Origin of the sequence: Shewanella sp. AS16 (genome assembly GCF_021412365.1) — a bacterium.
Taxonomy (GTDB): Bacteria; Pseudomonadota; Gammaproteobacteria; order Enterobacterales; family Shewanellaceae; genus Shewanella; species Shewanella salipaludis.
In genome coordinates this window covers 91,617-110,741 of sequence record NZ_JAKCLK010000007.1, presented here as the reverse complement: position 1 = coordinate 110,741, position 19,125 = coordinate 91,617, and the positions used below count along the sequence as shown (strand labels likewise).

At 58.2% G+C, this 19,125-nt stretch carries 15 protein-coding genes; 9 read left to right on the top strand and 6 right to left on the bottom strand.

What is annotated here, in order from left to right; genetic code table 11:
- Positions 1–86: 86 nt before the first annotated feature.
- From LZP73_RS15625 to LZP73_RS15615, 3 genes are all read right to left on the bottom strand, one after another.
- Entirely contained in the window at positions 87–986 is a 900-nt protein-coding gene (locus tag LZP73_RS15625; protein WP_234235911.1) for a LysR family transcriptional regulator, read from the bottom strand.
- A 500-nt stretch (positions 987–1,486) separates the two neighbouring features.
- Complete coding sequence (groL, locus tag LZP73_RS15620) at positions 1,487–3,127, bottom strand: chaperonin GroEL (protein WP_234235910.1); 1,641 nt, start codon at positions 3,125–3,127, stop codon at positions 1,487–1,489.
- Between the two features lie 58 nt (positions 3,128–3,185).
- Entirely contained in the window at positions 3,186–3,476 is a 291-nt protein-coding gene (locus LZP73_RS15615) for a co-chaperone GroES (protein ID WP_006086113.1), read from the bottom strand.
- A gap of 223 nt (positions 3,477–3,699) precedes the next feature.
- Between LZP73_RS15615 and LZP73_RS15610 the strand changes: the two genes are divergently transcribed.
- The gene (locus LZP73_RS15610; protein WP_234235909.1) at positions 3,700–5,052 is read left to right on the top strand and encodes an MATE family efflux transporter; all 1,353 of its coding nucleotides are present in this window, start codon (positions 3,700–3,702) and stop codon (positions 5,050–5,052) included.
- A gap of 30 nt (positions 5,053–5,082) precedes the next feature.
- Here LZP73_RS15610 and LZP73_RS15605 read toward each other — a convergent pair whose 3' ends face one another.
- Positions 5,083–5,994 carry a LysR family transcriptional regulator gene (locus LZP73_RS15605; protein ID WP_234235908.1) on the bottom strand — a complete coding sequence of 304 codons (912 nt, stop codon included), beginning with the start codon at positions 5,992–5,994 and terminating at the stop codon, positions 5,083–5,085.
- Positions 5,995–6,116: 122 nt separating this feature from the next.
- Between LZP73_RS15605 and LZP73_RS15600 the strand changes: the two genes are divergently transcribed.
- Together LZP73_RS15600 and LZP73_RS15595 are read left to right on the top strand one after the other, a co-directional pair.
- Positions 6,117–7,199, top strand: coding sequence for an efflux RND transporter periplasmic adaptor subunit (locus tag LZP73_RS15600; protein WP_234235907.1), 1,083 nt, complete (start codon positions 6,117–6,119; stop codon positions 7,197–7,199).
- 1 nt (position 7,200) lies between these two features.
- The gene (locus tag LZP73_RS15595; protein ID WP_234235906.1) at positions 7,201–10,293 is read left to right on the top strand and encodes an efflux RND transporter permease subunit; all 3,093 of its coding nucleotides are present in this window, start codon (positions 7,201–7,203) and stop codon (positions 10,291–10,293) included.
- A 120-nt stretch (positions 10,294–10,413) separates the two neighbouring features.
- On the opposite strand, the gene LZP73_RS15590 is transcribed toward LZP73_RS15595, so the two are convergent.
- Complete coding sequence (locus LZP73_RS15590) at positions 10,414–11,067, bottom strand: FxsA family protein (RefSeq protein ID WP_234235905.1); 654 nt, start codon at positions 11,065–11,067, stop codon at positions 10,414–10,416.
- A gap of 232 nt (positions 11,068–11,299) precedes the next feature.
- On the opposite strand from LZP73_RS15590, the gene cutA reads away from it, so the two are divergent.
- From cutA to LZP73_RS15560, 6 genes are all read left to right on the top strand, one after another.
- Entirely contained in the window at positions 11,300–11,623 is a 324-nt protein-coding gene (gene cutA / locus LZP73_RS15585) for a divalent-cation tolerance protein CutA (RefSeq protein WP_234235904.1), read from the top strand.
- On the top strand, positions 11,620–13,467 hold the full coding sequence (locus tag LZP73_RS15580) for a protein-disulfide reductase DsbD (protein WP_234235903.1): 1,848 nt from the start codon (positions 11,620–11,622) through the stop codon (positions 13,465–13,467). Before cutA ends, LZP73_RS15580 begins: the two co-directional genes overlap by 4 nt.
- A 144-nt stretch (positions 13,468–13,611) precedes the next feature.
- Positions 13,612–15,246 (top strand): cation:proton antiporter family protein, encoded by a 1,635-nt coding sequence (locus LZP73_RS15575; protein ID WP_234235902.1) that lies wholly within the window; start codon positions 13,612–13,614, stop codon positions 15,244–15,246.
- Positions 15,247–15,448: 202 nt separating this feature from the next.
- A complete protein-coding gene (gene galK / locus LZP73_RS15570; protein ID WP_234235901.1) occupies positions 15,449–16,606 on the top strand; it encodes a galactokinase in 1,158 nt (385 codons plus the stop codon).
- A 163-nt stretch (positions 16,607–16,769) separates the two neighbouring features.
- Complete coding sequence (locus tag LZP73_RS15565; RefSeq protein WP_234235900.1) at positions 16,770–17,801, top strand: aldose epimerase family protein; 1,032 nt, start codon at positions 16,770–16,772, stop codon at positions 17,799–17,801.
- 124 nt (positions 17,802–17,925) lie between these two features.
- Positions 17,926–18,321: a DUF2391 family protein gene (locus tag LZP73_RS15560; RefSeq protein WP_234235899.1), complete on the top strand. Its 396-nt coding sequence runs from the start codon at positions 17,926–17,928 to the stop codon at positions 18,319–18,321.
- A 152-nt stretch (positions 18,322–18,473) separates the two neighbouring features.
- Here the strand turns inward: LZP73_RS15560 and LZP73_RS15555 are convergent, their stop codons facing one another.
- Positions 18,474–18,878, bottom strand: coding sequence for a hypothetical protein (locus LZP73_RS15555; protein WP_234235898.1), 405 nt, complete (start codon positions 18,876–18,878; stop codon positions 18,474–18,476).
- Between the last annotated feature and the right edge of the window lie 247 nt (positions 18,879–19,125).

Below are 19,125 nucleotides of genomic sequence, written 5' to 3'. Positions count from 1 at the left end.
ATTGAGTTAACTCGTCAGGGAGTAATACTAAGGATCCCGTATCAGAGGCGCTAATGACCATTGCTGATAGCAGTTATTACACCGCCTTATAACTGAAAACTCTCAGTTATCAGATTGCGTACCCACTGCTGAGCCGGATTGGCATGGGTGCGCTCGTGCCACACCATATATTTGGTGAATCCCGGCACCACAAAGGGCAATTCAACAGCCTTGATGCCGGATACATCTGCAAGCAAACGTTCAGGCACTACGGCCAGCAACCGACTTCGTTTCAGAAGTTCTACCAACACCAGAAAACTCGGAACCGAAACGGTTACCCGGCGTCGATAGCCTGATTCGTCGAGAATGCTATCCGTAGCGCCGGAAAATGCACCGCCCTGATAAGAGACAATCGCATGATCAGCACTGCAGAATTGCTCGACCGACAGCGCATCATATGACGCTAATGGATGAGTCTCTGATAAAACACACACATAACGCTCACTAAATAATGAGCGTCCATGCAAACCTTCAGGAGCCGTTTCCGGGGTCATAAATGCAATATCAAGATCCCCTCTTTCCATGCGCGTATAAACCAGCTCGTCCCGAATAAATTCGGCGGCTACCTTTATATTCGGAGCCAGGATGCTGAGCTTTTCAATCAAGGGCACAATAATGGTGGAAAGTGAGTAATCAGTTCCTGCAAGCGCAATCGTAAAGTCTGCCTCTTCTGGCAGAAACTCCTGAGGCTGAACCAGATTATCCAGCTCGCGCAAAATACGCTTCACCGGTTGCGACAACTGCAACGCCCGTTCGGTTGGCACCATGCCATGTTGAGCCCGGATAAATAAGGGATCACCAAATCCGTCACGCAGGCGGTTTAACATGCCGCTAACCGCCGGTTGAGTAATTGATAATCGCAGCGCTGCTCTTGAGACACTGCGCTCATCCATCAGTACATCAAAGGTTTTGAGTAAATTGAGATCGAGTCGATTCAGGTTGTTCATAGCTCACTCTGGCCTGCGCATATTTTCAGGATCAGAAATACCCTGAACAGCCTGAAAAATTATATGACACAACGATCAATAATACCGACACCTTTGACGGCAATGCCGCGTCTTTGGTCAAATCAAAGCTTAAATTAATTGAATCAGATCTGTTTTGTTTAGCCACAAATAACACCCCAAGCCAAAGTTTTGCACCCACTCCCAGCACAGGCGCACCAGTGACCATCGGCGACAGGACGTCGCCGTTGAGCGTACAGGGACGTATTCACAGCGTGTCATTGGGGTGCCTGTGCGAAAGCCCACCGCAGGTGATTAATAGCACCTAAAGCTGGAAGCCATTCCAAACCCAAACCATTCCCCTGCCCCCGGCAGAAACACCCAGAAATGGAAAAGGCCCGCGTTCGATGCGCGGGCCTTTTCCTGTAACGCGAATAAACAAAACCCCGGCGAACCGGGGTTTTGTTTTGAGCCGTTAGGCGTCGGTCAAATGATGTGAGTTATCACATCATGCCGCCCATTCCACCCATACCACCCATGCCGCCCATATCAGGGGCAGCCGCTTCCTGTGGCACTTCACCCACCATGGCTTCTGTGGTGATCATCAGACCGGCGATCGAGGCCGCGAACTGCAGCGCGCTGCGGGTCACCTTGGTTGGATCCAGGATACCCATTTCCAGCATGTCGCCGTAGGTGTCGTTGCCCGCGTTGTAACCATAGTTACCGCTGCCGTTCTTGACTGTGTTGGCAACGACCGAGGCTTCTTCACCCGCGTTGGTGGCTATCTGACGCAGTGGCGCTTCCATGGCGCGCAGTGCTATGACCACACCGTGCTTCTGATCTTCGTTCAGCACTTCGATATCGGCAATCTTGGAAGCGACGCGCACCAGGGCAACACCGCCGCCAGGAACCACGCCTTCTTCGACTGCGGCACGGGTCGCATGCAGCGCATCTTCGACACGGGCTTTCTTCTCTTTCATTTCCACTTCGGTAGCGGCACCGACCTTGATAACCGCCACACCGCCGGCCAGCTTGGCCATGCGTTCCTGGAGTTTTTCCTTGTCGTAGTCTGAGGTGGACTCTTCGACCTGTTGCTTGATCTGGCTGACGCGAGCGGTGATCTGGGCGTGTTCGCCGTTACCGTCGATGATGGTGCTGTTGTCTTTGGTGATGACCACACGCTTGGCGGTACCCAGATCTTCCAGGGTCGCTTTCTCCAATTCCAGACCTATCTCTTCGGCGATCACTGTGCCGCCGGTGAGGATAGCGATATCCTGCAGCATGGCCTTGCGACGGTCACCGAAACCCGGTGCCTTAACAGCGGCAACCTTGACTATGCCGCGCATGTTGTTGACCACCAGGGTCGCCAGGGCTTCGCCTTCGACGTCTTCGGCAACGATCAACAGTGGCTTGCCGGTTTTCGCCAGACCTTCGAGGATAGGCAGCAGCTCGCGTATGTTGGAGATCTTCTTGTCAACCAGGAGTATGTAAGGGCTGTCCAGCTCAACGCTGCCGGTTTCCGGCTTGTTGATGAAGTAAGGTGACAGGTAACCGCGATCGAACTGCATGCCTTCTACCACGTCCAGTTCGTTTTCCAGCGCCTGGCCTTCTTCGACTGTGATCACCCCTTCTTTACCGACTTTTTCCATGGCGGTGGCGATGATTTCACCGATAGACTCGTCAGAGTTGGCGGAGATGGTACCTACCTGGGCTATGGCCTTGGAATCTGAGCAGTCCTGGGACAGGTTTTTCAGCTCGGCGACTGCGGCGATAACCGCCTTGTCTATGCCGCGCTTCAGATCCATGGGGTTCATGCCGGCGGCAACGGCCTTCAGGCCTTCCACTACTATGGCCTGGGCCAGTACTGTGGCGGTTGTGGTACCGTCACCGGCGGCGTCGTTGGCCTTGGAAGCGACTTCCTTGACCATCTGGGCGCCCATGTTCTCGAACTTGTCGGTCAATTCGATTTCTTTGGCAACAGACACACCGTCTTTGGTGATCAGCGGTGAGCCGAAGCTCTTGTCCAATACCACGTTACGGCCTTTGGGGCCCAGGGTCACTTTAACTGCGTTGGCCAGAACGTTCACGCCGGCGAGCATTCTCACGCGGGCGTCATTGCCGAATACGACTTCTTTAGCTGCCATGTTTATTTATCCTTTAAATAGTTGACTTTAATTGGAAGTTTGTTCGATGTGCGCAGGCTTAACCTACTACCGCCATCAGGTCAGCTTCTGACAGGATCAGTACTTCCTGACCGTCAATTTTTTCTTTCTTCACGCCATAACCTTCGTTGAAGATCACTACGTCGCCCACTTTGACATCCAGTGGCTTGACTGTGCCATTCTCCAGGATGCGGCCATTGCCTACGGCCAGGATCTCACCGCGAGTCGATTTCTCGGCGGCGCTGCCGGTCAGCACTATGCCACCGGCCGAAGTGGATTCAACTTCGAGGCGCTTAACTATTACGCGGTCATGTAATGGACGAATATTCATCTATAAACTCTCCTAATGATGTGATGCCCAAGAAACGAGGCGACTTACAATAAAAAGGTTTTACCTTTGATGTTAGCTATATGGGGATAGGGGTTGCAGGTTCCAAGGGCCGGAGGTAAAAAAATTGCATTTTTTTACCCCGAATTTTTAAAGCCGGCGCAATCCTGCTAGAATTCGGCCCCAGTTCAACAACAGGCATTTTTTGCTAGAGAGACAGGTCCCCATGAAAGACAGACACGGGCTGCTCAGTGCGCCAATAGGTCGTGTACTGCTCAACATGAGCCTCCCCAACCTGATAGGCATCATCACCCTCTTGGGCTCCAGCCTGGTCGACACTTTTTTTATCAGTCGGCTGGGGACCCAGTCGCTGGCGGCCATCAGCTTCACCTTTCCCGTGACCTTAGTGATCTCCAGCATAGCCATAGGCATAGGTGCCGGGGTATCGGCGAATCTGGGGCGCCTGATAGGGGCCGGCCAAGCCGCCCAGGCGAGGGTCTTCCTCCATGATGCCCTGCTGCTGACCCTCCTGTTGGTGAGTCTGCTGTCGCTACTGGGCAGCCTCTGCATAAGGCCGCTGTTCGGTCTGCTCGGCGCCAACCAAGGCAGCTTGCCGCTGATCCAGGAATACATGAGCTTCTGGTATCTGGGTGCGCCCCTGCTGGTGTTGCTCATGGTCGGTATCCAGGGGCTGAGATCCACCGGCGATACCCGCTCACCGGCGACCATAATGGCGCTGGCGGCGCTGATCAACCTCATACTGGATCCCCTGCTGATCTTCGGCCTGGGGCCCTTCCCTCGGCTGGAAATTCAGGGGGCGGCGATAGCGACCCTGGTCTCCTGGCTGCTGGCCCTGTCGCTGTGCGGCTATCTGCTGGCCATCAAACACAAGATGCTGACCTTCGCCGGGGTCACACTGGCGAGGCTGAAGCATAACTGGCACCGGCTGGCGCACATAGCCCAGCCGGCGGCCCTGATGAACCTGATCAACCCCCTGGCCAACGCGGTATTGATGGCCATGCTGGCGCGGATAGATCATGGCGCTGTGGCGGCCTTCGGTGCCGGTACCCGGCTGGAGTCCGTGCTGCTGATAGTGGTGATGGCGCTGTCGTCCAGCCTGATGCCTTTCATCGCCCAGAACCTGGGCGCCAATCAGGCGGAACGGGCCAAGCAGGCACTCTTGATGGCGCTGAAATTTGTCCTGCTATTCCAGAGCCTGCTCTACCTGCCCATAGCCCTGTTCGCCACCCAACTGGCGCAGCTGTTCAGCAGCGATCCCCTGGTCATAGAGTGGCTGAGTTTCTATCTGCTGGTGTTGCCCTGTGCCTATGGGCCGCTGGGAGTGGTGATCATAGTGGCCACCGCCCTCAACGCCTACCACAGGCCCATGAGCTCGCTGGTGATCAACCTCTGCCGCCTGCTGCTGATCATGTTGCCGCTGGCGGCATTGGGCTCCTACATAGGCGGGGTCAAGGGCTTGTTGCTGGCGCTGCCGATCACCAACATCTTCATGGGGCTGGCCTGTTATGTGCTGGCGACCCGCATCAGCGAGTCCCCCAAGGTCGCCGCCCTGGCCTAGCCGGCTGCCATAATCGCAGCAGTGGGCGCTTTACATCGGCGTGGGCAGGTCATCCGGGGTCAGTTCCTGCAAGATGAAATCGATGAAACGCCGACAGGCCAGGCTGACGAAACGCCGCGACGGATACACAAGGAAGCACTCGCCCACATGGGGCTCGTAGTTCGACAGCAGCTGCCGCAGTTGCCCCCCGGCCTCGTATTCGCGACACATTTCCATCGGCAGATAGGCTATGCCCTTGCCCTGCAGGGCAAACTCACGTGCCAATATCAGGTTGTTGGTGCAGAAGTTACCCTGAACCGCAACCTTGATCGTGTCCGGCCCTGTACCTACCTCCACTTCGTTGAACACCCTGCCGTTGACCAGGCGATACAGGGCCACATTGTGTTCGGCTATTTCCGCCAGGGTTCGAGGCTCGCCCATCCTGGACAAATAATCCGGGCTGGCGAAGAAACCCAGCGCAGTGGTCAGCACTGGCCTGGCCACCAGATCCTGGGCCTCGATGGAGTGCTCGATGAGAAACGCCACATCCAGATTGTGTTTGACCATGTCGACCACTTCGGTGCTGTCTATCACCTCCACCGTCAGCCTGGGATGCAGGCTCATGAAGCGGAAGATCAGATGGTTCAGAATGCTGTTCTCGGGCAGGGGAAACATCTGGATCCGCAGATGGCCGCTGAGCTCGGCATCGTCTTCGGTCATCTCTATCAGGGTTTCATCCAGCTGTGCCAGGATCCCCTGGGATCTCTGGTAGAAATGACTCCCGGCCGATGTCAGGCTCATGGCCCGGCTCTGGCGATGGAATAGCTTGACCTTCAACTCCTCTTCCAGGGTCTGCAAACGACGGCTCACAGTGGACTTGGGCAGGTTAAGCAGATCGGCGGCGGCAACCAGGCTGCCGGTCTCGACTATGCGGTGGAACAGGGCCAGATCTTCGGTTTTCATTTCTTCACCAACAATCCCAAATAATGGAACTTATGATTCCAAACAATCCCATTTAATGCAACTCATTAAGCTGTTATCTTCGCGCCTGATAAATTTTTAACCTTTACCAAGGAATAGCGCCGATGAGATCTGCCTTTATACTCCCACTCGCACTCACCCTGCCCCTGCTCGTTGCCGGCTGTATGCAGGCCGAGAGTGCCGTGCAAGCGCCGGTGATCCGTCCGGTGAAATTATTCGCCGTCGACAATCTCGTCGCCAAGGACTACCGCAGCTTCCCGGCCAGCGTGACGGCCAACAGCCGCGCCGAGCTGTCGTTCCGGATCTCCGGGCAGTTGACCGAACTCGCGCTGCTGGAAGGCCAACAGGTCACAGAGGGGAGTCTGCTCGCCAGACTCGATGACAGGGATGCCCGCAATAACCTGATGACCCGCGAGGCGGAGCATGAACTCCTGGCCGCGGATTATCAGCGCAAGGTGGCGCTGCTCAAGCGCAAACTGATTTCCCAGGCCGAATTTGACAGCACCCAGGCCCAGTTGAAAGCCGCCAAGGCGGCCCTGGCGGCTGCGCGCGATCAGCTGAGCTACACCCGACTGACCGCGCCCTTCGGCGGCACAATCGCCAAACGTCTGGTGGATAACCACCAGCAGGTGCAGCCCAATCAGGCGGTGCTGACACTGCAGAATAACCGCCTGCTGGATGTGAGCATTCAGGTACCTGAGACGCTGATCGCCGGCCTGAAACGAGTCACGGCCCCGGCAGATCTGGATGCCAGCGTCAGCTTCAGCGCCTTTCCCGGCCACAAGTTCAAGGCCAGCTTCAAGGAATACTCCACCCAGATAACCCCAGGCACCCAGGCCTATGAGGTGGTGTTCTCGCTGCCGCAGCCCGAGGCCTTCCAGCTGTTGCCCGGCATGAGCGCCGAACTGACCCTCAGGCTTGACGCCACCCAGGCCGGCAAAACCGCCGCCATAGTGCCAGTGAGTGCCATAGACAAGCGCGACCTGGATGGGCTGGTCCAGGTGTGGCGCTACCAGGCCGACTCGGGGCTGGTGACCCCAGTGCCCGTCACCCTGGGACGGGTCAACACCCAGGGCATAGAAGTCCTCAGCGGCCTGAGCCAGGGGGATGAGATAGTCAGCGCCGGAGTGAACCAGCTCAGCGAAGGCATGAAGGTCAAGCCATTGCATTGGCAGCGTGGAGTCTGAGATGAATCTTGCTGAATATTCGATTCGCCATAAAGTCATCAGCTGGATGTTTGCCCTGCTGTTGCTGCTCGGTGGCAGCATCGCCTTCACCGGCCTGGGGCAGCTGGAATTCCCGGAATTTACCATCAAGGAAGCCCTGGTCGTCACGGCTTACCCCGGCGCCTCGCCGGAGCAGGTGGAAGAGGAAGTCACACTGCCGCTGGAGGATGCCCTGCAGCAGCTGGACGGCATCAAGCATATCACCTCGATCAACAGCGCCGGCCTGTCGCAGATACGCATAGAGATCAAGGACAGTTACGACAAACACGGCCTGCCACAGGTGTGGGACGAAGTGCGCCGCAAGGTGAATGACACAGCCGGACAATTGCCGTCGGGCACGGCCACACCCAAGGTGCTGGACGACTTCGGCGATGTTTACGGGATCTTGCTTAACCTCTCGGGCGCAGATTACAGCAACCGCGAGCTGAGCAACTATGCCGACTACCTGCGCCGTGAACTCGTGCTGGTACCAGGGGTCAAGAAGGTCTCGGTCGCCGGCAAGGTGACAGAGCAGGTAGCGATTGAAATATCCCAGCAAAAGCTCTCGGCGCTGGGGCTGGATCAGAGCTACATCTATGGCCTGATCAACAATCAAAACGTGGTCTCCAACGCCGGCAGCATAGTGGTTGGCGACAACCGCATCCGCATCCATCCCACGGGAGAGTTCGGCAGCGTGCAGGAGCTGGCGCGCCTGATTGTCAGCCCACAGGGCAGCACAGAGCTGATCCACCTGGGGGATATCGCCCACATAGAAAAAGTGTACGACGAGACCCCGAATGTGCTGTATCACAACCAGGGGCAGTCGGCCCTGTCGCTGGGGATCTCCTTCTCCAGCGGGGTGAATGTGGTCGAGGTGGGCAGCAAGATAGAGGAGCGTCTGGCCGAGCTCGAGTCGGAGCGGCCGCTGGGCATGACCCTGGATACCGTCTACAACCAAAGCCTGGCGGTCGATGACACTGTCAGCGGCTTCCTGGTCAATTTGCTGGAATCCATCGCCATCGTCATCGCCGTATTGTTGCTGTTCATGGGGCTGAGATCCGGCCTGCTGATGGGCCTGATACTGCTGCTGACCATACTGGGCACCTTCATAGTGATGAAGATTCTGGGTATCGACCTGCAGCTGATCTCCCTGGGGGCGCTTATCATAGCCCTGGGTATGCTGGTCGATAACGCCATAGTGGTCACCGAAGGCATACTCATAGGCCTGCGCCGCGGCAAGAGCCGCCTCGAAGCCGCCAGCCAGATAGTGGCCCAGACCCAATGGCCGCTGCTGGGGGCGACGGTGATCGCCATCATCGCCTTCGCGCCCATAGGCCTGTCGCAGAATGCCGCCGGCGAGTTCTGTCGCTCCCTGTTCCAGGTATTGATGATCTCCCTGTTTATCAGCTGGATAACGGCCATCACACTCACGCCCTTCTTCTGCCACCTGCTGTTCAAGGATGCGGCGCCACTGGAGGATGAGGCCGCCGATCCCTATCAGGGCTGGTTCTTCGGCTTGTACAGCAGCTGCCTGAGGTTTGCGCTGCGCTTTCGCCTGGCGAGCCTGCTGCTGGTGCTGGCCATGCTGGTGTCGGCCGTGGTCGGCTTCGGTCACATCAAGAATGTGTTCTTCCCTGCGTCGAACACCCCCATCTTCTTCGTCGATGTCTGGATGCCGGAAGGCACGGATATCAAGGCAACAGAGCGCTTCAGCGCCGAGATAGAAGCCGCGCTGCTGAGCGAAAACGGCAAGCAAGACCTTGGCCTGAAGCATATCACCACAGTGATAGGCCAGGGGGCCCAGCGTTTCGTCTTACCCTACCAGCCGGAGAAAGGCTACCCGGCGTTTGCGCAACTGATAGTGGAGATGCGGGATCTGGACTCGCTCAAGGCCTATATGCCGCAACTCGAGCGCTTCCTGAAGCAGCACTATCCCCAGGCCCAGTACAGATTCAAGAACATGGAAAACGGCCCCTCACCTGCGGCCAAGATAGAGGCCCGCTTCTACGGCGATGATCCCAAGGTATTGAGATCCCTGGGCGCCCAGGCCGAAGCCGTGTTCAATGCCGAACCCAGCATGGATGGTGTACGCCACAACTGGCGCAACCAGGTGGCCCTGATCCGGCCGCAACTCCAGACCGCCAGGGCAAGAGAGAGCGGCATCAGCAAACAAGATCTGGATCAGGCGCTGCTGGTCAATTTCAGCGGCAAACAGGTCGGCCTCTACCGCGAGGCCAGCCACTCGCTGCCCATCATAGCCAGGGCGCCGGCCGACGAGCGGCTGCAGGCCGACAACCTGTGGCAACTGCAGATCTGGAGCAGCGAACACGCCGGCTTCGTGCCCGTGTCCCAGCTGGTGAGTGACTTCAGCACAGAATGGGAAAACCCGCTGGTGATGCGCCGCGACCGCAAGCGCACCCTGACCGTGATGGCCGATCCCAAGCTGGGGTCGAACGAGACCGCAGATTCAGTGCTGAGAAAGGTCAAGGCCAAGGTCGAGGCCATCAGCCTGCCGGCGGGCTACAGCCTGGAATGGGGCGGCGAGTACGAGACAGCAGGCGAGGCACAGGCCGCGGTATTCAGCTCCATTCCCATGGGCTATCTGGTGATGTTCCTGATCACTGTGTTCCTGTTCAACTCGGTGCGCCAACCTCTGGTGATCTGGCTGACGGTGCCGCTGGCGCTGATAGGGGTATCTGCGGGTCTGCTGCTGTTCGATGCTCCCTTCAGCTTCATGGCGCTGCTGGGGCTGCTGAGCCTGTCCGGGATGGTGATCAAGAACGGCATAGTGCTGGTGGATCAGATAAACCTGGAACTCAGTGAAGGCAAGCCTGCCTATGCCGCCCTGGTGGACTCCTGTGTCAGCCGGGTAAGACCCGTGATGATGGCGGCGATCACCACCATGCTGGGGATGATCCCGCTGATCTCCGACGCCTTCTTCGGCTCGATGGCGATCACCATCATCTTCGGCCTGGGGTTCGCCTCACTGCTGACGCTGATCGTCCTGCCGGTTCTCTACAGCTTGGCCTTCAAGATCACCGGCCTTAAGGAGGAGCGCACCCAGGAAAAACCTTAAGCTATTCGCTTCACCTTGCTTCCCGGCAACGCCGGCCAGTCCCCTGGCCGGCACTTTCACCCAGCTTCCCGAACTCGACAGCCAACTCTCTCCCCGCTTGACCCTGCGCCCGGTGCGACCCTACTGCTTAGGGGGCCTGTCTTCGTCCGCTTGGCCCTGCTTGGGCTTGGGCTTGGGCTCAGAATCGGACTTTGGCTCGGACTTGGGTTCAGGCTTTGGCTCAGACTCGGACTTGGGTTCAGACTTTGGCTTGGGCGCATCCTGTCCCAGCTGGGCATCCGTCTCTGGCTTATGTTCATAATCCCCCTCCAACGTGGTGCCTCGCCGGCCAGGCTCATCCTGACCATGGCCATTCCTGTTGCCGTGCGAAGAGGGCCGCGGCCCCAAGCCGCCGAAGAAGGGATCACCGGCAATCACCTTGAGTTGCAAGCGCTTATAGAGGTAGCGGGCGATGGGAACCCGGCTCAAGGGAGTCAGGAGCAGCAGGCCGATGAAGTCGGTCACAAAGCCTGGGATCAGCAGCAAGACCCCGGCCAGCGCCAGCATCATGCCCTCGACAATTTCCTGCCCCGGGACCTCTCCCCTGGCCAATTTTTGCTGCACCTGCATCAGGGTATGCAGCCCCTGGCTGCGCACCAGAGACACCCCCACTAGGGCGGTGAGCAGCACCAGGGCTATCGTGGTCCAGCTGCCGAGCACTTCCCCGACCCGGATCAGCACAGACAGCTCGATCACCGGCAGCAATACCAGGAGTAAGAATAGGATCAGCAACATGTTGGCCTCATTTCGTTTGCGGGTGAAACTCTATTGCCCCTAGACGGGTCTACTAAGGCGAGTCCGTAAACCTGACTGGCCAGAGAAACCCAACGGGATTCACTATTTTAGCTAAGTCTTGATGCACACAAGAATTAAAACACGTAAAGTAGCTTAACTTAATTTGCTTGGGCGCTGGGCAGTATTTTCCGGCGCCCATGGCAGCCAAGCACGCTGGAAAGATGATAGCCAAATGCAAACAGAATTTTTGTTGGTCCTGACCACTTGCCCGGATACAGAGCAGGCGAACGCCTTGGCCAAGGCCCTGGTGCAGGCGGGTGTTGCCGCCTGCGTGCAGATCTCACCCGGGCTGACCTCTGTCTATCATTGGCAGGGCGAGCTGTGCGAGAGCCGGGAGGCGGGCCTGCAGATCAAGTGTGCCGCCGGCCGCTATGCCGAACTGGAGCGACTCGTGCTTGAGCTGCATCCCTACCAGGTACCAGAGTTGATTGCCCTGCCCGTATCCCATGGGCTGCCGGCCTATTTAGATTGGATAAAAGAAACGACACTAAGATGAAGAACCTACTTAACTTACTCCTGAGCTCGTTACTCCTGCTAACCCCCCTGGCCCATGGCGATGGCATCTTCGGTGCCGGCAAGAATTTCCTCGGCGCCGAGCCCGAGCTGTTGCCGGTCGAACAGGCCTTCGATCTGGATTTTGAACAGCAAGGCAATCGGCTCAAACTCAGCTGGGTGATAGCCGACGGCTATTACATGTACAAGGACAAGCTCAAATTCGAGACCCATAACGCGACCCTGGCAGAGATAGTCTTGCCCGAAGGCAGCGTCCATGAGGATGAGTATTTTGGCGAGCAGCAGGTCTATTACACCTATGTGGATATGCCGCTGACCCTGCAACAGGCGGCCGACGACGCCAGCCTCACTGTCACCTTCATGGGCTGCGCCGAAGGCAAGCTATGTTATCCGCCGACCAAACGCACCCTGGCGCTGACCCGTTTCGAGCCCAAGGCGGCTCAGCCTGCCGACTCAGGGACCGCGGGCGCCCAGCTCCCGAAAACCCAGGCCCCAGAAACCCAAGCCTCTGAGTCCAGGGCCGGCGCGACATCCGCCCCTGTGACCGAGCAGGACAGGCTTAACCAGATGCTGTCCAGCGGCAGTCTCTGGCTCACCCTGCTGGCCTTCTTCGGCCTGGGGATCGGCCTGGCATTGACCCCCTGTGTCTTCCCCATGTACCCCATATTGTCCGGCATCATAGTGGGCCAGGGGCAGAAACTGTCCACCGCCAAGGCCTTCAGCCTGTCCATGGCCTATGTCCAGGGGATGGCGATCACCTATTCGCTGCTGGGACTGGTGGTGGCCTCGGCGGGGATGAAATACCAGGCGGCGCTGCAACATCCAGTGGTGCTGGTGCTGCTGGCCCTGCTATTCATGGTGCTCAGCCTGTCGATGTTCGGCCTGTACGATCTCAAGCTGCCCTCCTCCTGGCAGGAGCGGCTGAACTCGGCCGCCAACCAACAGAAGGGCGGCCAGCTGCTGGGGGTGTTCCTCATGGGAGTGATCTCTGGGCTGGTGGCTTCGCCCTGCACCACGGCGCCCCTGTCCGGCGCACTCATCTATGTCGCCCAGACGGGGGATCTCCTGCTGGGCTTCCTCGCCCTGTATGTGCTGAGCATGGGCATGGGCTTGCCTTTGCTGATCATGGGCACCTCGGGTGGCAAGTTATTGCCCAAGGCCGGTCGCTGGATGGACGTGGTCAAGACAATATTCGGTTTCCTGCTGCTCGCCGTGTCCATCATGATGCTGGGGCGCATCTGGTCCGGACTGGTGTCGGATCTGCTCTGGTCGCTGTGGGCCATAGTCCTGGTTGGCTATCTGATGCACCAGAACAAGCTCAGCGAATTTAACTGGAAGCAAACCACCCGCTCGGTGCTCTTGCTGCTGAGTCTGCTGGCGAGCTTCTCCTATGGTTTGCAGGCGCTGATGCATGGCCTGGGCTTCGAGTCCAGGACGGCCCAGGGCCAGAGCCAGCAGAGCCACGGCTTCAAGCGGATCAAGTCGCTGGCGGATCTCAAGCAGGAACTGGCGACGGCGGCGGCCCAAGGCAAGCCTGTGATGCTCGACCTGTATGCCGACTGGTGCGTGGCCTGCAAAGAATTCGAAGCCATTACCTTCAAGGCACCCCAGGTGATGCAGCGCATGGATCAATTGGTCTTGCTGCAGGCGGACGTGACCGACAGCGATGCCATAGATGTCGAGCTGTTGGAGGCCTTCCAGGTGCTGGGGTTGCCGACCCTGCTGCTGTTCGATACCCGCGGCGAGCAACGCCTGGATCTCAGGGTCACAGGCTTCATGGGGCCGGACGACTTCGCCACCCACCTGGATCACCTGCTGCAACAATAAAGTGCCAAGCGCCGGCGACAGCCTTGCCTGTCGCTAACAATAAGAAAAAGTGAACTTTTTTATCGAGTTCGCTTTTTTTTTCATCTTAAGCACGCCGATTTCTTATAGAATGGCCTCATCCCTTCCCCTGCCATTCGGTGCCCCATGGAACCTGCGATCCTCATCATCACTCTCATCTGCGGCCTGCTCGTCAGCCGGATAGGCCTGCCGCCACTGATAGGCTATCTGGCCGCCGGCTTCGTGCTGTTCGTCTTCGGCATAGAAGCCCAAAGCCTGCCGCTGTTACAGCAACTGGCCAGCCTGGGGGTGACGCTGCTGCTGTTCGCCATAGGACTGAAGCTGGATATCCGCAGCCTGTTCAAGGCCGAAGTCTGGGCCGGCTCCAGTGTGCATCTGCTGCTGTCCATGCTATTTCTGGTGCCCGTGCTGAAACTCCTTGGGCTGCTGGGGCTGAGTCAGCTGACCCGGCTTGGGCTGGAACAATTGACCCTGGTGGCCTTCGCCCTGAGTTTTTCCAGCACAGTCTTCGCGGTCAAGGTGCTCGAAGACAAGGGCGACATGCAATCCCTCTATGGCAGGGTGGCCATAGGCATATTGATCATGCAGGACATCTTTGCCGTGCTGTTTCTCACCATCTCCAAGGGCCAGTTCCCTTCCGTCTGGGCCGCCGGCCTCTTGCTGCTACCCCTGCTCAGGCCATTGATTTACAAGGTATTCGATCGTGTCGGTCACGGCGAGTTGCTGGTACTCTTCGGCCTGGTGATGGCGCTGGTGGTGGGCGCCTGGTTATTCGAGGCCGTCGGCCTGAAACCGGATCTCGGCGCCCTGGCCATAGGCATACTCCTCGCCGGGCATAAGAAGTCCTCGGAACTGGCCAAATCCCTGTTCTATTTCAAGGAACTCTTCCTGGTGGCCTTCTTCCTCACCATAGGGCTCAACGGCCTGCCGACCCTGGCCGACATAGGCCTGGCGGGGATCCTGGTGATGCTGCTGCCGCTGAAGATACTCCTGTTCGTCTACCTGCTGACCCGCTTCAGACTGAGGTCCCGTACCTCGATGCTGGCCGGTTTCAACCTGGGCAATTACAGCGAGTTTGGCCTGATCGTCGCCGCAGTCGCCACCAGCAGGGGCTGGTTGGCGCCGCACTGGCTGGTGATCATCGCGGTGGCACTGAGCATCAGCTTCCTGCTGGCGGCGCCATTCAATGCCGCCGTGGGCAATATTTACCAGAAGTACCAACACTGGCTCACCCGACTCGAGCGCCATCCGCTGCACCCGGAAGACAGGCGCATTCAGCTGGGGGATCCGCGCTTTCTCATCCTCGGCATGGGCCGCATAGGCACAGGGGCCTATGATGAACTGAGCAGCAGAGCCGGCGGTGAGATCCTCGGCATAGAACATAAGCAGGATCTGGTCGACAGCCACAGGGCCAAGGGGCGCAACGTGGTCCAGGGCGACGCCGCCGACAGCGACTTCTGGGAGAAACTCGACAAGGCGCCAAATCTGGAGCTGGTGCTGCTGGCCATGCCCCATCACGCGGGTAACCTGTTCGCCGTCGAACAACTGAAGAGGCTCGACTATCAGGGCAAGCTCAGCGCCATAGTCCAATACAGCGACGACGCCCAGTCGCTGCGGGACTCAGGGGTCCACAGCGTCTATAACCTGTACGATGCCGCCGGTGCCGGTTTCGTCGATCATGTGATCCATGAGCTGCTGCATCCCGAGGCCGAAGTCGAGACCCTGGCGGCGCCCAAGCCGGTGGCAAGTGCCAACAGCTAACTGATAAGTGCCAACGGCTAACTGATAAGTGCCAACGGCTAACAGCTGCGGCGAATTCGAGAGGCCGAGGCCAGGGCCGCCTTGGCCCCCCAGCCCAGGGTTCCGGTCGGGATAAAAATCTCAGTTACAGGGGCGCTGCAGTCATGATATAAAGCCAAAATAGCCCCGACATTTTCAGTCTCATTTTGGAAGCCTCTCACGCATGTCAAACCCTGCCCAGCGCGCCACCAAGCTATTCGTCCAGACCTTTGGCACCAAAGCGGATGATTTTTATCAGGCGCCGGGACGCGTTAACCTGATAGGTGAACACACGGATTACAACGATGGCCTGGTGCTGTCGGCGGCGATCAACTTTCATACTGTGATAGCAGTGAAGCGCCGTGACGATGATCTCTTTCGCGCCGTCGCCGAAGCCTTTCCCGGCAAGCTCAAGGAGTGGCGCTTCGGCCAGGAAGGCGAGATGGCGCCAGACGATGCCTGGGTCAATTACCTCAAGGGCTTCACCTCTGCCATGGCCTTGTCCGGCTTGACGGCCAAGGGGCTGGACATCGCCATCGTCGGCAACGTCCCGCTCGGTGCCGGACTGTCGTCCTCGGCGGCATTGGAAATCGCCTTCGGCACCGCCATCAACGACACCAGTCAACTTCATCTGTCGCCCTTGGCGGTGGCGCAGCTGGCCCAGCGAGGCGAGAGCCGCTATGTCGGCCAGGCCTGCGGCATAGTAGATCAGATGAGCAGCGCCCTGGGGGAGACGGATCATGCCCTGCTGATAGACTGTTTGGATCTCGACAGCGAGGCCATCGCCATTCCCGAGCACCTCAGCCTGATAGTGATACTCGCAGATCCGGCCCATGGCCTGGCCGAATCCGAGTACCGGCTGCGGCGCACCCAATGCCAAGAGGTAGCCGAACACTTTGAGCTCGATGCCCTGCGTCACCTGGACTCGGCCCGGCTGGAGCGGGCCAGGGATACCCTGACACCTCTGCTCTACCGCAGAGCCAGGCATGTGATAGACGAAAACCTGCGCACCCAGGCCGCGGCCCGGGCGCTGGAACAGGGCAATATCGCCAGATTGGGACAGCTGATGGCCGAGTCACATGCGTCCATGCGTGACAATTTCGACATCAGCTTGCCGCAGTTGGAGCAGCTGGTGGAGACAGTCGCGGCAGTCATAGGCGAGCGCGGCGGCGTGCGCCTGACGGATGCCGGCCTAGGCGCCTGCATCATAGCCCTGGTGGATCATGAATTGACCGAGGCAGTGGTGACCGAGGTGGAACAGGCAGCGCCCGGGCCAGGCGGACCCGAAGCCACCGTCTTCCTCTGCTCGGCCAGCGGCGGCGCCGGCAGGATAGACGACTAGCCCAGGGATCCGAGTTTATCTCCGGCTAACAGTTTGATGTTAATCACTATAGCCGACATTTCGCCTGGCATTCTTTGGGGAAAAGTGGGATAACAGGTGGCAATAACATAACTTCAATGGCGCGTAGCATGCGCGCCATCCCGGCTCAAAAGGAAATGATGGCATGGTACGCTTCAGTGTGCTCGAACCTTGGACAGATCCCCGTGGCGGTCAAATAGAGCGCGTCAGGATAGACAATGGCATTCTGGCACTCGAGGTATTGAGCCTGGGCGGCATAATACGTTCCTTGTGGGCACCTGACAGGGACGGCAACCGCGCCAACCTGGTATTGGGGTGTGACAGCGCAGAGGATTACCTCACCCAGGATGCCCATCTGGGCGCCATCGCCGGCCGCTACTGCAATCGCATCGCCAACGGCCGCATGCAGCACCATGGCGAGCAGTATCAACTGGACGTGAATCAGGCCAGCAATTGCCTCCATGGCGGCAGCGAAGGCTTCAACCGTAAGCTCTGGCACCTGGGTCCCCTCAGCGACGGCGTCCGCCTGACACTGCAGAGCCCGGATGGCGACATGGGCTTTCCCGGCAATTGCACAGTGCAGCTGGATTACCGCCTGGCCGGCAATAACCTCTACGTCGAAATCCTGGCCTCGGTCGACAAGGCCTGTCCCATCAGCCTGACCCAACACAGCTATTTCAATCTCGATGGCAGCGACAGCAATCACGGCCATTGGCTGCAGCTAGATGCGCAGCGCTACCTGAGCATGAATGAGGTCGGCATACCGACAGGCATAGAGAGGGTCGATGACTCAGTGCTGGATCTGCGCCGGCCGACCCCACTGGGCGCCGGCCTGGCCGATGCCATGCTGGCCGAGACCCAGGGCTATGATCACTGCTATCTGATGGATAATCCGCAAGCCGAGCTCAAACGCTTCGGCCGCCTGAGCAGTCCGGTCAGCGGTCGCGCCCTGAGCCTGTACACCAATCAGCCCGGGGTGCAACTCTATGGCGCCAATTTCCTGCAAGGCACCCTGGGGCGCCAGCAGGAGGTCTTGCAACAACATCAGGCGGTATGCATAGAGCCGCAGATGTTGCCCGATTCGCCGAATCAAGCCGACTTGCTGGGCAATGCCTGGGTCGAGCCGGGCGAGCTTTATCATCATATCAGCCGCTACCAATTCGACACCGACGCCTGAATGCCGGCGCCACGCTCGCCGGCCGAGGCAGGAGAAGATCCTGCGGCTCAAGCCCGATGTCGAGCCTATGGGGTTCAAGCCAGGCGGGAGTGCCGGCGCTCGGGGAATGGGAGGGAATTGACTGATGGATCTGAAGTTTAATGCCGAGGATATAGGTCAAATCAGTATCGGCGCCTTCGCCCTGTCTGTGCCTGTGGCCTTTTCGGAGGAAGCCTGGAAAATGTCGGCCAGCCTGCCGCCGCTGAATCTCCTGCTGGTGGTACTGCTGTCGCTGGGGTTTATCACCCTGTTCGCCTATCAGAGCGTGTTTCAGGCGAATGTGGCCAAGCGGGTCTGGGTGTTTGCCTTCAGAATTGCCGCGGCCTACTGCCTGACCTTGGTGGTGGTGGGGATAGTGCTGTTAGCACTGGATAAATTACCTTTATTGACAGACACTTGGGTGGCAATCAAACGTATCTTGCTCATCGCCATGCCGGCCTCAATGGGCGCCATCATAGTCGACAGCTTCGACAAGGAATAATCGGCACCGACTTATTCCCCGCTGACCGGGCAGACTGTCATGCAGGCAGAGCGACTTCAGCGCTAGCATTTCAGGGTAGAAGTCGCCTCGCACTGCCACACCAGGTTGCCACCGCGGCGCGGTTTTCGCCTACCTGGTGCCGACACTAAGCCTTAATCGTCAAAATCGTCCGCCCAATCATCATCGAAATCTGCGCCCATGCTCTCGGACTCCACCTCAGGTTCAACCTCAGGCTTGGCCTTGCGCACCGGAGCGGCTTCCTTGACATTGTTCAGCTCGACACGTGTCTGGTGTTTTGCCATGAACTGGGCGCGAGCCTCTTTCCAGGCAGCGCCGAATTTAGCTTCCGCCGCCTTTACACCGGCCTCATCCAAATCGTACAGATTTACTTTAACGATATCTTCCACATACTCGACTATCGTATCTCTGTCCGTGTTGTACAGATAGATACGGCCAGTCGCGGCGTCAGGCAGTTGGTTGTCGTGAACCACTATGGTGTTACCCTTGGAGGTTCTCAGTTCGCCAAACCAAAGCTGTTTCTTTGCTGTGTTATACATATATGCCAATACCCTTAAATCAACACATACACTAGGAGTTTCTCATTTTGAATCAGCGAAGCCTCGCTCACTCGTATCCGCTGAAGCCGCCCTCATTCAAGCGGCGATTTCATCCGGGTATTTTTACAGAAAATTGCCGATAATCAATGCCAAAATTTATGAATTTTTTCCTAATTACCGATTAATTTTCACCTGCGCCCGACAAACATCTCAGTCACTACCGACTTTAGTCGAAAAAAGCAGCGCA